The sequence below is a fragment of the Bacillus cereus group sp. MYBK101-2 genome (assembly GCF_051918845.1).
GTDB classification, from domain to species: Bacteria; Bacillota; Bacilli; order Bacillales; family Bacillaceae_G; genus Bacillus_A; species Bacillus_A paranthracis.
Genome location: NZ_JBQAIE010000005.1, coordinates 47,994 through 61,385, shown reverse-complemented (window position 1 = coordinate 61,385; position 13,392 = coordinate 47,994). Strand labels below are relative to the sequence as shown.

The window sequence follows — 13,392 nt, the reverse complement described above, 5'->3', positions numbered from 1 at the left end:
AAAAGAAAGGAGTACAAAATGAAAAAGGTTCTATTACTTATTCCATTATTCATTATACTACTCAGTGGATGTAGCAATAATGACATATACGGCACTTGGGAAGTCGTTGACAACAAAAACGGTCTTTGTCCTATATCGTATAAATTTGAAACAGTTGTAAAAGAAGAAAAGAAAGAAAAAATCATTCAATATTTAGTAGAAATGCAAACAACGAAGAAAAAAGAAGATTTATACAAAGGTTCATTTGTAAAGGACTCTAATGTATATCACATTGATTATGGTAATTCATTTACATCGGATCAAACTATACAAGTTGTCGATGGCAAATTAAACGTATACTTTTATGCAGTGGAAAAGTTATGTACATATAAAAAGAAATGATTGCTCTTCATTTAAAACGCAGAAAATATTTTCTGCGTTATTTTTATCCTCCCTCTAAATTTGTCAATCGTTTTAATTTTCATAAAAAAATGATAAAATATACTCATGTGTTTTCAGAATAATTAAAAACGCAGAAAGAAAACACTGTTTTTAGGAGGGGTTTTGATGACTTACACGTTAGCAACTAGAATGAAAGCATTCCAATCTTCTATATTTAGTGAATTAGGGGCCTATAAAAAAGAAAAAATTGCAGCAGGTCACAAAATGATTGATTTAAGTATCGGGAATCCTGATATGCCACCTGCTGATTTCGTAAGAGAAGAAATGGTACATACAGCAGATCAAAAAGAAAGCTATGGATACACATTAAGTGGCATTCAAGAATTTCACGAAGCTGTAACTGAATATTACAACAACACTCATAATGTTATATTAAATGCCGATAAAGAAGTTTTATTATTAATGGGGTCACAGGACGGACTCGTTCATTTACCTATGGTTTATGCGAATCCAGGAGATATTATATTAGTTCCTGATCCAGGATATACAGCTTATGAAACAGGAATTCAAATGGCTGGTGCAACATCTTACTACATGCCTCTAAAGAAAGATAATGATTTCTTACCTAACTTAGAGCTAATTCCTGAAGAAATTGCAGATAAAGCGAAGATGATGATTTTAAACTTCCCAGGGAATCCCGTTCCAGCAATGGCTCATGAAGATTTCTTTAAAGAGGTAATCGCATTTGCGAAAAAGCATAATATTATTGTTGTCCATGATTTTGCTTATGCTGAATTTTATTTTGATGGTAATAAACCAATTAGCTTCCTCTCTGTACCTGGCGCTAAAGAAGTTGGCGTAGAAATCAACTCTTTGTCAAAAAGTTATAGTTTAGCAGGTAGTCGTATTGGATATATGATTGGAAATGAAGAAATTGTTCGTGCGCTTACCCAGTTTAAATCCAATACAGATTACGGAGTGTTTTTACCAATTCAAAAAGCGGCATGTGCTGCACTAAAAAATGGCGCTGCTTTTTGTGAGAAAAACCGCGGTATTTATCAAGAACGTAGAGATACTTTAATCGATGGGTTCAAAACATTTGGCTGGAATGTCGATAAACCAGCTGGTAGTATGTTCGTTTGGGCTGAAATTCCGAACGGCTGGACTTCTATAGATTTCGCATATGCATTAATGGATCGTGCGAATGTCGTTGTTACGCCAGGTCATGCATTTGGACCTCACGGAGAAGGCTTTGTACGTATTGCACTCGTTCAAGATAAAAAAGTGCTACAACAAGTGGTTGAAAACATTAGAAATAGTGGTATTTTTTCTCTTGAAAAAGCAGAAGAATTAGTTAAAAATTAATTGCAACTCCCCTGCTTAACTATAGCAGGGGTATTATTCATTGGAGGTACTTTCATATGCATATTAAAGACACACTTCCTCATCGTTTTCCATTTTCAATGATTGATAAAGTAACAAATGTAAAACATGGTGAGTCCGTTACGGGATATAAGCTCATTTCAAATAACGAGTGGTTTATAAATGATAGTCAAGACCATATGCCTCATATATTAATTGTAGAAGCACTTGCTCAGCTTAGTGCATTTGTACGTACAAGTAACCCTGAAGGTTTAGGCTTTCTCTCCTCATTAGATGGGATTGAATTCCACGGAAAAGCATATCCCGGTGATAAACTTAATTTACATTATGAGCTAACGCGTAATCGTCGAGGTTTTATTCTCGGTACAGGTACTGCAACTGTAAACGATCAGCCGATTGTAACTATAGAAAAGCTATTCATCTCCTACAAATTCGTTTCACCAACATGAACAGAGTAAATAAATTACTTGGTTAGGAGCAGGAAAATGGAAAGTACTATCGGTATCGATGCTGGAGGAACATTAACGAAAATTGCTTATTTGAACGAACAAAAGCAATTAGCTTTTGAAAAATTTTATTCCAATGAACAAGATAAAATAATAGATTGGCTTAAGAAAAACATTGCTATAAAACAAATATGTATTTCAGGTGGGAAAGCAAAACAATTACGGCAACTACTTTCAGACTCATATAAAATAGTAGAACTAAACGAATTTGAAGCTACTCTTACAGGTGTCCGATACATATTAAAAGATAATAAACATGATATAAACAATTTTATTTTAACAAATATCGGTACAGGCACTTCCATTCATTACGTTTATAATGAAAAATATATTCGAGTTGGTGGAACCGGTGTTGGCGGTGGTACTATTATGGGGCTTTCAAAATTGTTAACAAACGTAGATCATTTTGAAGATGTGATTCCTTTAACAAAAGTAGGATCTAGAAAAGAACTAGATATTACGGTTGGGGATATTTATGGTGGTATTCTCTCTCCTATTGATAATAGCTTAACTGCTAGCAATTTTGGTAAAGCCTCTATTACAGAATCCAATTATAAAAGCTCAGATATACTTGCTACTGTACAAGGACTCGTCGGTGAAGTCGTTACTGCATTAAGCCTTCAATTCGCCGAAATAAAAAACATTGACCATATTATTTATATCGGTTCAACTTTATGTAACAACGTACACCTTCAAAATATTATTAGTAGCTACACAAACTATCAAAATAAAACACCAATCTTTTTACAAGATGGTGGTAATAGCGGTGCAATTGGTGCTTTACTTCATGTTACGAATAAAAAAAGCTGACTTTTGTCAGCTTTTTTGCAACGGTACTTCAAATTCAATAATTGATTCCCCGTTCTCTCCAATTCGCTCTACACTAATTCTATCAACTACACATTGTAACTTTTCATGGAAACTATGAATTTCCTTAGCTACTTCAGCAGCTAACTCGGCACTTTGCACTTTCTTTTCTCCCGACTGTTACATGTGGTATGTACAGAATATCTTCTTTCAAAAATTGTAATAAAGGTCCTGTATACAGGATATTATGCAGTTCTTCTATTTGTTCTTTCCCTTTTTCAACTCGTAAAAACAAATATTCTCCCACACTCGTAATTTTATTTGCAAATTCAATTTCTATCTCCTGTATCCCTTTTGATAACTTCAAAATATGCACTTTCAAATGGGAATACAATTGTAATATGCGGTGGAATTAACCCAAATAAAGGATCATGTTTTAGCCTAATGGCCTCTATTTCATTGATAGAAATTTTATTTAGAAAAAGTAAAATCGTATGCATTTTTATACTCCCTACTTCCCCTTTTTATATTTATCATATTGTATAGCAGTGTGCACTTCAACAAATGTTTACAATTACATATAAAAAGAAAAAACTTCTCAAAAGAGAAGTTTTTTCTTATATAGCATGATTATTCTTTTCCCGCCAAACTTTTCTGAACTTAATATAACAAGCAATTCTCCACGGAAAGATATATGACACGGCAATTACGTAAAATAATAAACCAATCGTTTGTTGATCTAAATCAACAATATATTGCCTTGAACCATATCTTAAAATAATCAGTGCAATAAAAGTAATTAAGAAAGCAGCACTTTTTTTCGTATAAATATTCCCATCATCTCTTCGTTCATAATTTGTTAATACTATAAGCGGCACAGCGAAAAGTCCCCCAATGAATACCGCTATAACTACTTGTAATATAGCTGGATGTACAGGACCAAAAAACCATACAACACCTGGTGTTAAAAATAATAATGGCCATAAAATACGTTTTCCTGATCCCTTTATTGGCTTATGCATGGAACGATAACGACGCCAGAATATTAATAGTGCAATGCCTAAAAAGACTGTAATGAGTGAAGATGTGTCTCCCATTTGCTATCCTTCTCTCTATAGTAATCTAATAATATTTCAAATCGTTTTTTCGAATGATACTTTACGAATAAATATACTACTAGTTATGATATAAAGAACAGTTAATCCAATTGAAATAACAGTAAAATACGGTATATCTACTAAAGATCCATCACTCGTAAATAATAAACCGGTTACCCCCGCTTCTCCATAAAGTACACTATTTGTTGATAAGAAAAGGGTCCCACCAATCATAAGACCGATCCACTGAAATCGTTGTTTAAAAACTACTACCACTTGAAAGTAACATGCTGTTGTAACATAAAATAAAAATTGCAAAATAAATTGTTGCACCGATTGCTCCCAAAAACTAACATTTACTAAATTATATTTTATATCTTGTAAAAGCATAACTTGAAGAAATGAAAATAATGCAGATTGCAACACGATATAACAAATTGCCCCGATAAAATATTGTATTCTCGTTACACCGAATGAAATAGCTAAACGAAAAAGCTCATCTTGAATGATGAAAACACTCCCTACTATAAATAACATAATTGCTATTGAAGGGTTATTAATAATTTCGGGTAAATAACCAATGTTCGCTCCATTTAAATGAGCAGCATTTAAAGCTCCTTTTATTAATAAGGCTACAATCCAAAATATTAAAATTGCTTTATAATGAAAATTAATATGTAACTTTAACTGCTTCATTAATATCGTCATTTCACTTCACCACCAGTTATGTGAATAAATAATTTTTGTAATGTTATTCCATCAACTACTAATCCTAATTTTTCAATAGAGTCATAATCTTCATTAGACAATTCTTCCCATATAACAGCAATACCCTTATTTCCATAAACTTCTCGATTTAATACTTTTTTATTGATCAAGAACTCGTCCACTTTATCCTTTTGGCCTGAAATAATCTGAACTTGTTGTAATAAATCTTCCACCAATGATTGAACAACTAATCTTCCTTCTTTTATGATTATCACATCTTCAATCACATGAGTTACTTCTTCTACTAAATGTGTGGATAATATAATAGTTCGTGGATACTCACCGTAATCTTCTAGGAGTAGACTATAAAATAATTCACGATGCGCTGCGTCTAAACCTGTAGTTGGTTCATCAAAAATTGTAATTGGTGCCCTGCTTGCTAATCCTTGAATAATTCCAACAACTGTTTGCATACCGTGTGATAGCTTATGATATTTCACTTTCGTATTAAGCTGAAATTTATCAGCGAGTTTTTCAGCATACTTTCCATCCCAGTTTTTATAAAACATGCTACACATCTTAAAAATATCTTTTACTTTATAACTGAAATGTGCTTCTTCTTTCACTCTAACAAAACAAATATTTTGCATTGCTTTACTATTTTCAAAAACATTTTCACCAAATATTGATACGCTTCCACTACTTGAAGTAATTTGGCCTGCAAGTAAATTTAATAGTGTCGTTTTTCCTGCTCCGTTTCTACCGAGCAAACCATATATTTTATGCTCTTCTAATGAAATCGTTACTTCATTTACAGCTATTTTCTTTTTATATTTTTTCGTTACTTCTTTCGTTTCAAGTGCAATCATCTCTCTTTCCCCTCCTTCGTAATTTTTTGAATCATATCCATCAATTCATCTTTTGATATCTCTAATACTTTTGCTTCTTCCCATACTTTCGGTAAATATTCAGTCATAAAAGTATCTTGTCTTTTTTTTAGTACGACTTCTTTCGCTCCCTTTGCAACAAACATTCCGATCCCTCTCTTTTTATATAAAATCCCTTCGTCAACTAATACATTTACCCCTTTAGCTGCAGTAGCTGGATTAATTTGTAACATCTTCGCAAATTGATTTGTTGATGGAACTTGTTCTTCTTCAAGCAATATGTCTTTTAAAATATCAGATTCAATCGTTTCTGCAATTTGTAAGTATATTAATTTATTTTGCTCCAGAGTAGGTTTCACAATTTCACCACCTTAGTTCGGTTCATAGGTTCATTACTTATGTAATTAACCATACCACATAAACATATTCATTTCCATAAATTCCTTTTACAAAAAGAGAGTCATTCGTTTAAGAATGACTCTCTTTCTAAAATTTCGAAGTTTCAACTCTTGTTCTCAAATTCTTTTCATTTATACCATTTTGACAAAAGTTAAGTTGTTGTCCTTTTATTAACTTTGTACGATCTACTATTTGCCCTAAATGATAACTTGTATGCTCCACTAAATGTAATAAACTATGAAGTTCAATATTTCTTTTTTCTTCCCATGCTTGTATATATGCTTTTCCCCATTCATCAAATACCTTTTCAACGTACTGTAGCAAAACTTCAGTATGTTGTCGTTTTGTTGGAAAATACTCCTCGATTCCCTTTTCAAAAACTATATTTGGATTTTTATAACGACTAGTATTTCTCTGTATATGTTCACAAATATGCAGTACGATTCCACCAATTGAATTAACAGACTCCCCTTGTTTCCATAAATCATCTTCACTAACGAACTGAACTGCCTGTACTAACTTAGGTAAATAATGAGCCTGCATTCTATGATAAGAAATTTTGTATACTAACTCCATCTTTGTCCCTCCAATTATTTCGACTACTTTACTGGATGTTTAACAAATAAAGATTTTCGGAAATCTTCATCATTCACAAGCCTATTAATTTTTTCGTTATTATCATTAAGGAACTTTACTACTTTCTTTTTATCCCATATATTATCTTCTTTTGGAAAATCATTAAAATTTTCATACAATATTGGTAGTATTTCTTCTCTTTTTATTTTCTACTTGGAAATCAAAAGCTTTTGCATTTGGTACTAAAATCGCTAGATAAATAGCATTAAAGAGAAAATTCTTCTTTATTGTATCCTTACCATCAAACCAATACGTCTCAACCATGTCTTCTGTAAGGGGGCCATTCCCTTTTGCACCATAGTTCACCTTTATACTTTCATTCTCTAAACTTACACTTTGAAATGTTTCACCACCAGGTAAATGATTAACAATTGCAACTACATCTGAGTTATTCCCAACGTATGTCCCCGCATACTTATTAAAATCACCAGGTTCAACATCGGATATTTCTTTTATTCTTTCTCCTCTAGAACAAGCAGTAATACATAAAAAAATTGTTAGCATAACAACTACATTACGATGCATATATTTCATTTAGCATCCCCCATTTTTATCGATATTTCGTTAATTACAATACACCTTCTCAAAACCCTTTAAAATATACGCATTTTAATCAAAATTAAAAATTTTCATTTTTTATGTTTACAATTATCCATTAATTGTATATACTTACTAACGTAAGAAAAATATTCTAAAAGGAGGTCGAAGGAAATGATGAAATTACAATTACATGCTTTAACTTTAGCGTTAACTGTACCTGTGTTTTCTGGACAATTAAATATGAATTCGACCACCCTAATGGAGAATTGAAAATCGTACATTATTTCGATTAATTCATAAATTCGCCACAGGAGGTCGTATGCTTCCCTGTGGCTTTTTCACGCCTGGCCATAGGAGAACTATATCTTCCTGTGGCTTTTTTGTGCGATTTTTTAGCCTCTTACATCATTTTTTTAAGAAAGGAGCAACATTCGATGACTATTAGCGTATTGTTTTTAAGTATTACGATTCAAAGAAATAAAATTTCTAAAGATGAAATGTTTCATAATGAGCAAATAGAAAAAGCTATGAATGATGTTAAGGAGCGCCAAGCACTTTATTGTGATCACATGTAATTCCTTTTCGAAAGGAGGAATTCATTTATGACTTTTCATATTTTCTTTTTTACGACTGTACTTCAGAAGAACACTTTAACTGAGGCTGAAATCATTCGTAAGCAACAAATAAAACAACTGACTGATAAAATGACTGACATTAAAAGTTCATATTATACGCATATGTATTAAAAATATATTTTTAAGGAGAAATACCTTCATGAAATTTAAAGCATTCTTTTTAACGATCACGATTCAAAAACGTAAACTTTCACAGAAAGAGATTTTACGTGAGCAACACATTCAAACTATTATGGACGAAGTAAAAGAGCGTCAAGCCTCTTATTACAGCCGTCTTTTCTAAATCAATTATAAAGGGGTTTTATCTAATGAAATTTAAAGTATTCTTTTTAACGATTACCATTCAAAAAACTAAGTTCTCGGACAGTGAGGTATTGCATGACCATCAAATTAATAAAGCTATGGAAGATGTAAAAGAACGTCAAAGTCACTACTGTAGCCATCTATAATTCCTTTCGAAAGGAGGAATGTATCATGAAGTTTCATCTTTTCTTCTTAACAATTACAATCCAGAAAGAAATCTTTTCTGAAGATGAATTAAAACAAGAGCAACAATACAAAAAGATTATGGACGAAATCCGAGATCATAGAAGCAAATACTACACTCACCTATAATCCTTTAAAAATATAAAACTTGAAAGGAGTCGATTATGATGTTGATAGCACGTTGTAAGGAAATGATTTGGATAGTTCAGAGGGATTCCACATAGTTTTATTGGAGCTATATCATACAACTTTAACGTTATATTTGATATGTAATAAATATACAATAAAATTGCATTTGTACACTTTTTAACTTTGGTTAATAAACAAAGATACACCACTTAAAAAGCGGTGTATCTTTCTAAACATATACTATTTTCGATTACTTCGTTTCGTCTTAAACAATCTCACTAAGTTCGATACAACTGTTTTCGTTACTGCATACACTGGCACCGCCAAGATCATTCCGATAATTCCCGCAAAGTTACCTACCCCTAAAATTAAAATAATAATTGTTAACGGATGGATATTTAATTTTGAACTCATAATACGGGGTGAAATGATGTTACTTTCAAATTGTTGTACAATTGTTACGATAATAATTACGTACAACGCTTGCATCGGAGATACGAACAAACCTACAATAACAGCTGGTGCTGCACCGATAAATGGACCTAAGTTAGGAATTATATTTGTAAATGCAGCTATAATTCCTAAAACAAAAGCGTACGGTAAATCGATAATTAAATAACCGATAAAAGTAAAAGCACCTACAAATATACAAACGAGCGCTTGCCCTTGAATATATGCAGATAATGTTTCGTTCGTTTCCTTAATGATACGAAGCCCTTCTTCACGGTATGACTCTGGTAATAAACTTACTGCTTTTCCTGGAAACGCATGTCCATCTTTAAACATATAAAATAAAATGAACGGTACTGTAAAAATAACTAATGCGACGTTCGTTATGATACCAAATAAAGCCGTTGCACTCGACGTAATGGTGTTTGGTATATCCTTTAAGTATTCAATTGCATTTTTTTCAATTGTTTCAATGGAAACATAATTTTGTGTAGATAACCATTCAAACAATCTATGATGGGATAAATCTTGTATGTATAGTTTTCCCTCTTTTATATAGCCTGGCATATTTTTCACTAAATCCATTAGCTGTTGTGAGATCGTTGGAACAACTACCCCAACGCCAACCGCAGTTAATGTTATGATAAAAAGATATAACAGTAAAATCGCTAAATTTCTAGGTACTTTTTTCTCCTCTAAAAAAACTAACACCGGATTAAATATGAAGTATAAAAATAACGCGATTAAGATTGGGAAAAACAGCGTTGATATGAAGATACCAATCGGTTGAAATAGAAACGATATTTTTGTGCAAATAAATATGATCGCTACAACCATTAGCACTTCTAATGTCCAAAAGTGCACTTTCGATTTCAAAAAAACGTCCTCCTTTAAACTAGCACTTCTCTTCATTGTACCAAAATAAGTAACAATTTCACATAATATTTTCCTTTACAATATTCCAAAATACCAATAAATACACTACAATGAGATTACATACAAATTTGCAGGTAAAGGTGATAAAAATGACACAATGCATCATTTGCAGAAAAGATACGAAAGAACTTAGTGAACAATATGTCATCCCAGAAATATTATGTGGATATTATTTCACAAACTCAATTTGTGATACTTGTTATGAACAAATGACAACAAATATTGATCGCCCCTTAATCCGGCATAAATTAAGTCAGTTTAAGATTGAACACATGAAAAAACAGATTGACTCCCCGCTCTATACGAATGAGCATGGTGAGGAACTTGCAGCGGCTGAGACAGATGTTGTTGAAGTAAGTGACGAAATACTTTATTCTAATGCATTAATTATGAAACTATGTAAAAAGCACGATATTTCACTACATAATGAAATTTGGAAAGAAGAACGTGTAACGAAAGTAGCTAGCTCTATTCAACGTGAATTACTTTTAGATAACCGTAAGTATAAAATGAGTGTATTAAAAATGGCTTATACTTTCGCTGTACAAGCAGTCGATGGCTATTTTGAAGATCCAGATGCGATTGATATTTCTAACATTCTATCAAATGCCGATTTCATGGAATTAAAAGAAAAGAGCATTGTTCGCGATTTAAGCAAAAGTTCTTTATGGAATACATTAAATACAAATAGTGAAAACCACTACTTTATTTTATTAAGTGATAAAGATGGCCTGTTCTGTTTCATTCGTCTATTTGATATTTTTGATGTTGTCGTTCATTTATCAGAAAAGAGATATGAACTTCCATCACCAATTGTCGGCGTAAATGATGTAAATAAGCAAAAATTTTACGTTCAAACTTTAAAACAGTATATGGACGGGCTCTTTAAAGAAAAGTCACCTTCTATTTAATTAGAAACAGAACATACGGTCTCCTTTCTTGATGAAAAGACACTGTGTTATAATAAGTATGAAAAGAACAATACAATCACATAAACCAATTATAAATTGTATATAAATAAAAAAGACTAGTGTGCGGCTACACACTAGTCTACGTAACTTAGCAGATTGGATTGTTCATTTATCCTATTTGTTTCTTACAAACAAAACAACCCACATTCTATTGGCATAGGTGGGTTGTTATTTTTTGAGCTTGTCTATTAAAACGACGACGAATGTTAACAATGCAACGAGAAACAGTCCACCTTGCAGTAACAACGCTATTTCACTCACTTATTATCACCCCCCTCCTACTTAGAGAAGTGATAATTGAACAACCAACCGTACCTTAAGTTACTATTTAATTTTACCATATTTTCTGATAGTTTACGATGAAAACCCGCAAGTGATTTACTTGCGGGTTTTTTCTCACTATTTTTTTAATGCATATGCATCAGCTATCATTTCACCAACAATTTTATTTTCTTGCTTCTTATCTTCCTTCAATAAAGGAAATAACAGTTCTGCCACTTCATATGCCTCTTCTAAATGAGGATATCCTGATAAAACAAATGTATCAATTCCTAAAGCTTCATATTCTTTTATTCTATTTGCTACTGTATGCGGATCTCCAACAAGCGCAGTACCTGCACCACCTCTTACAAGCCCAATGCCAGCCCATAAATTAGGACTTATCTCTAACGACTCCCGTGTACCTTTATTTAAATGGGTCATTCGCTTTTGACCAACTGAATCATATCTTGCAAATGTCTTTTGAGCAAGCTCAATTGTCTCATTATCTACATATTGAATTAAACGTTCTGCCTCTTCCCACGCTTCTTCTTCTGTTTCTCTTACAATTACGTGTAACCTGATGCCAAATCGTACTGAACGCCCCTTCTCTTCTGCCAGTTTTCTTACTTCCTCTATTTTCTCCTTCACTTGCTCTGGCGGCTCTCCCCACGTTAAATATACATCACTATGTTCTGCTGCAACTTCCTTTCCAGCAGCGGATGATCCTCCAAAATATATAGGAGGGTATGGCGTTTGCACTGGCGGGAACACAACTTTACTTTCCGTAACTTTAATATGTTTTCCTTCTAAAGAAAATGTTTCACCTTGCAATGTCGATTTCCAAACTTTTAAAAACTCATCAGCTGCTTCATATCTTTCATCATGCTCAAGATACAATCCATCTCCTTGTAATTCAACTGGATCTCCTCCAGCGACTACATTAATAAGTAACCTCCCGTCTGAAATTCTATCAAATGTAGATGCCATCCTTGCTGCAACTGTCGGTGACATTAGTCCCGGTCTAACTGCTACTAAAAATTTTAGCTTTTCTGTCTCAGCTGCAAGTGCCGATGCTAATACCCATGGATCTTCACAACCTTGACCAGTTGGAAGTAACACACCTGTATATCCTAAATAATCGGCTGCCTGTGCAACTTGTTTATAATAACCATACTCAGCTGCTCTTCCTCGTTTTGTCGTTCCTAAATATCGACCATCTCCATAAGCCGGAATAAACCATAATAATTCCATACCTTTACACACCCCTTATTTATTTTGAAACGTACACTAAACTACTCTATATAAATTACCCCTAATAATTTATATGTTAATTTCCTATCTCGCCTTTAAAATTATCTCGCCATCTTAAAAACTTCACTTCTAGTAAACGTATGAGTGAGTCCGAAAACTTCCCAACGAATGCAAAGATGATAATACCAACAAATACGATATCTGTATTTGAAAATTGCCTTGCATCCATTATCATATAGCCAATACCTTCTGTAGATCCCATAAGTTCTGCGACTACTAAACTCACCCATGCAACTCCTAATGATAATCTTGCTCCTAGTAAAAGGTTAGGTAATGCGGCAGGTAAAATTAATTTTGTAATTAATTTTCTTTTACTAAACTCTAACACTCTCGCAGCATCAAATAACTTTGAATCTACACCTCGTATTCCTAGAAACGCGTTTACGTATAAAGGAAAAAATGCACCATCTGCAATTAATAACACTTTTGATGTTTCCCCAAAACCGAACCATAATACGAAAAGCGGTGCAACAGCTAAGTGAGGCACAGTTCTTAACATTTGTACTGACGGATCTAAATATTGCTCACTTCTCGTTGAAAATCCAACAATTGTTCCTAAAATAATTCCTAAACTCCCGCCGATAAAGAAGCCAGCCGCAGCCCTGAACACACTAATACTTAAATGACCGAATAACTCTCCTGTTTTTATAAGTTCTTGAAAAGCTAGAAATATATCCAATGGCGTTGGTAATACTGTTTTAGAAACTAGATCGAATACGCCCGCTAACTGCCAAATAATTAATACGATAATCGGTATCGTAATCGCTCTTACTAACACTTTTACATTCGTCTTTCGTACTTTCTTTACATTGTTTTTCTCAATCGTTATACTCGCCCTTTTCATAAAAGCTTTCGTATTTTCCAATTTA

19 protein-coding genes and 2 pseudogenes are annotated in these 13,392 nt (G+C 33.0%); 10 read left to right on the top strand and 11 right to left on the bottom strand.

Annotated features, from left to right (window positions below):
* The first annotated feature begins 18 nt into the window (after window positions 1-18).
* The 4 genes from ACTFSI_RS12650 to coaW all read left to right on the top strand — a co-directional run bounded on the left by ACTFSI_RS12650 (window position 19) and on the right by coaW (window position 3,080).
* Entirely contained in the window at window positions 19-381 is a 363-nt protein-coding gene (locus tag ACTFSI_RS12650) for a lipoprotein (RefSeq protein ID WP_044793533.1), read from the top strand.
* Window positions 382-546: 165 nt separating this feature from the next.
* Complete coding sequence (locus ACTFSI_RS12645; protein WP_044793534.1) at window positions 547-1,746, top strand: LL-diaminopimelate aminotransferase; 1,200 nt, start codon at window positions 547-549, stop codon at window positions 1,744-1,746.
* Between the two features lie 56 nt (window positions 1,747-1,802).
* Window positions 1,803-2,213, top strand: coding sequence for a 3-hydroxyacyl-ACP dehydratase FabZ family protein (locus tag ACTFSI_RS12640; RefSeq protein ID WP_000547633.1), 411 nt, complete (start codon window positions 1,803-1,805; stop codon window positions 2,211-2,213).
* A 36-nt stretch (window positions 2,214-2,249) separates the two neighbouring features.
* Window positions 2,250-3,080, top strand: coding sequence for a type II pantothenate kinase (coaW, locus tag ACTFSI_RS12635; RefSeq protein ID WP_440045419.1), 831 nt, complete (start codon window positions 2,250-2,252; stop codon window positions 3,078-3,080).
* 6 nt (window positions 3,081-3,086) lie between these two features.
* Here the strand turns inward: coaW and ACTFSI_RS12630 are convergent.
* The 7 genes and pseudogenes from ACTFSI_RS12630 to ACTFSI_RS12600 all read right to left on the bottom strand — a co-directional run bounded on the left by ACTFSI_RS12630 (window position 3,087) and on the right by ACTFSI_RS12600 (window position 7,338).
* A pseudogene (locus tag ACTFSI_RS12630) lies at window positions 3,087-3,577 on the bottom strand (2'-5' RNA ligase family protein).
* Window positions 3,578-3,694: 117 nt separating this feature from the next.
* Entirely contained in the window at window positions 3,695-4,174 is a 480-nt protein-coding gene (locus ACTFSI_RS12625) for a CcdC family protein (protein WP_044793535.1), read from the bottom strand.
* Window positions 4,175-4,210: 36 nt separating this feature from the next.
* A complete protein-coding gene (locus ACTFSI_RS12620) occupies window positions 4,211-4,882 on the bottom strand; it encodes a DUF4052 family protein (protein WP_044793536.1) in 672 nt (223 codons plus the stop codon).
* Complete coding sequence (locus tag ACTFSI_RS12615) at window positions 4,879-5,751, bottom strand: ABC transporter ATP-binding protein (protein ID WP_044793538.1); 873 nt, start codon at window positions 5,749-5,751, stop codon at window positions 4,879-4,881. The genes ACTFSI_RS12620 and ACTFSI_RS12615 overlap by 4 nt, the downstream gene beginning before the upstream one ends.
* The gene (locus ACTFSI_RS12610) at window positions 5,748-6,128 is read right to left on the bottom strand and encodes a GntR family transcriptional regulator (RefSeq protein WP_044793539.1); all 381 of its coding nucleotides are present in this window, start codon (window positions 6,126-6,128) and stop codon (window positions 5,748-5,750) included. Before ACTFSI_RS12610 ends, ACTFSI_RS12615 begins: the two co-directional genes overlap by 4 nt.
* 127 nt (window positions 6,129-6,255) lie before the next feature.
* Window positions 6,256-6,744, bottom strand: a complete 489-nt coding sequence (locus ACTFSI_RS12605) for a DinB family protein (RefSeq protein ID WP_044793540.1) — start codon at window positions 6,742-6,744, stop codon at window positions 6,256-6,258.
* Between the two features lie 23 nt (window positions 6,745-6,767).
* Window positions 6,768-7,338: pseudogene (locus ACTFSI_RS12600) on the bottom strand (DUF4825 domain-containing protein).
* Window positions 7,339-7,778: 440 nt separating this feature from the next.
* Between ACTFSI_RS12600 and ACTFSI_RS12595 the strand changes: the two are divergent.
* From ACTFSI_RS12595 to ACTFSI_RS12575, 5 genes are read left to right on the top strand one after another with little or no spacing between them, the layout of a single operon-like run.
* Window positions 7,779-7,919, top strand: coding sequence for a YrzI family small protein (locus tag ACTFSI_RS12595; RefSeq protein ID WP_000156179.1), 141 nt, complete (start codon window positions 7,779-7,781; stop codon window positions 7,917-7,919).
* Window positions 7,920-7,946: 27 nt separating this feature from the next.
* Window positions 7,947-8,090 (top strand): YrzI family small protein, encoded by a 144-nt coding sequence (locus ACTFSI_RS12590; RefSeq protein WP_000142733.1) that lies wholly within the window; start codon window positions 7,947-7,949, stop codon window positions 8,088-8,090.
* A gap of 28 nt (window positions 8,091-8,118) precedes the next feature.
* Entirely contained in the window at window positions 8,119-8,262 is a 144-nt protein-coding gene (locus ACTFSI_RS12585; protein ID WP_000668966.1) for a YrzI family small protein, read from the top strand.
* A gap of 25 nt (window positions 8,263-8,287) precedes the next feature.
* Window positions 8,288-8,428: a YrzI family small protein gene (locus ACTFSI_RS12580; protein ID WP_000669815.1), complete on the top strand. Its 141-nt coding sequence runs from the start codon at window positions 8,288-8,290 to the stop codon at window positions 8,426-8,428.
* A 25-nt stretch (window positions 8,429-8,453) separates the two neighbouring features.
* Window positions 8,454-8,594: a YrzI family small protein gene (locus ACTFSI_RS12575; protein WP_000668486.1), complete on the top strand. Its 141-nt coding sequence runs from the start codon at window positions 8,454-8,456 to the stop codon at window positions 8,592-8,594.
* A gap of 240 nt (window positions 8,595-8,834) precedes the next feature.
* Here ACTFSI_RS12575 and ACTFSI_RS12570 read toward each other — a convergent pair whose 3' ends face one another.
* Window positions 8,835-9,920, bottom strand: a complete 1,086-nt coding sequence (locus tag ACTFSI_RS12570; protein ID WP_000837888.1) for an AI-2E family transporter — start codon at window positions 9,918-9,920, stop codon at window positions 8,835-8,837.
* Window positions 9,921-10,069: 149 nt separating this feature from the next.
* Between ACTFSI_RS12570 and ACTFSI_RS12565 the strand changes: the two genes are divergently transcribed.
* Complete coding sequence (locus ACTFSI_RS12565) at window positions 10,070-10,891, top strand: HNH endonuclease (protein WP_138321853.1); 822 nt, start codon at window positions 10,070-10,072, stop codon at window positions 10,889-10,891.
* Between the two features lie 228 nt (window positions 10,892-11,119).
* Here ACTFSI_RS12565 and ACTFSI_RS12560 read toward each other — a convergent pair whose 3' ends face one another.
* The 3 genes from ACTFSI_RS12560 to ACTFSI_RS12550 form a co-directional block, all read right to left on the bottom strand.
* Window positions 11,120-11,212 carry a putative holin-like toxin gene (locus ACTFSI_RS12560; RefSeq protein ID WP_001289320.1) on the bottom strand — a complete coding sequence of 31 codons (93 nt, stop codon included), beginning with the start codon at window positions 11,210-11,212 and terminating at the stop codon, window positions 11,120-11,122.
* Window positions 11,213-11,350: 138 nt separating this feature from the next.
* A complete protein-coding gene (gene ssuD / locus ACTFSI_RS12555; protein WP_000422272.1) occupies window positions 11,351-12,463 on the bottom strand; it encodes an FMNH2-dependent alkanesulfonate monooxygenase in 1,113 nt (370 codons plus the stop codon).
* A 76-nt stretch (window positions 12,464-12,539) separates the two neighbouring features.
* Window positions 12,540-13,388, bottom strand: a complete 849-nt coding sequence (locus tag ACTFSI_RS12550; RefSeq protein ID WP_138321851.1) for an ABC transporter permease — start codon at window positions 13,386-13,388, stop codon at window positions 12,540-12,542.
* Window positions 13,389-13,392: the final 4 nt, after the last annotated feature.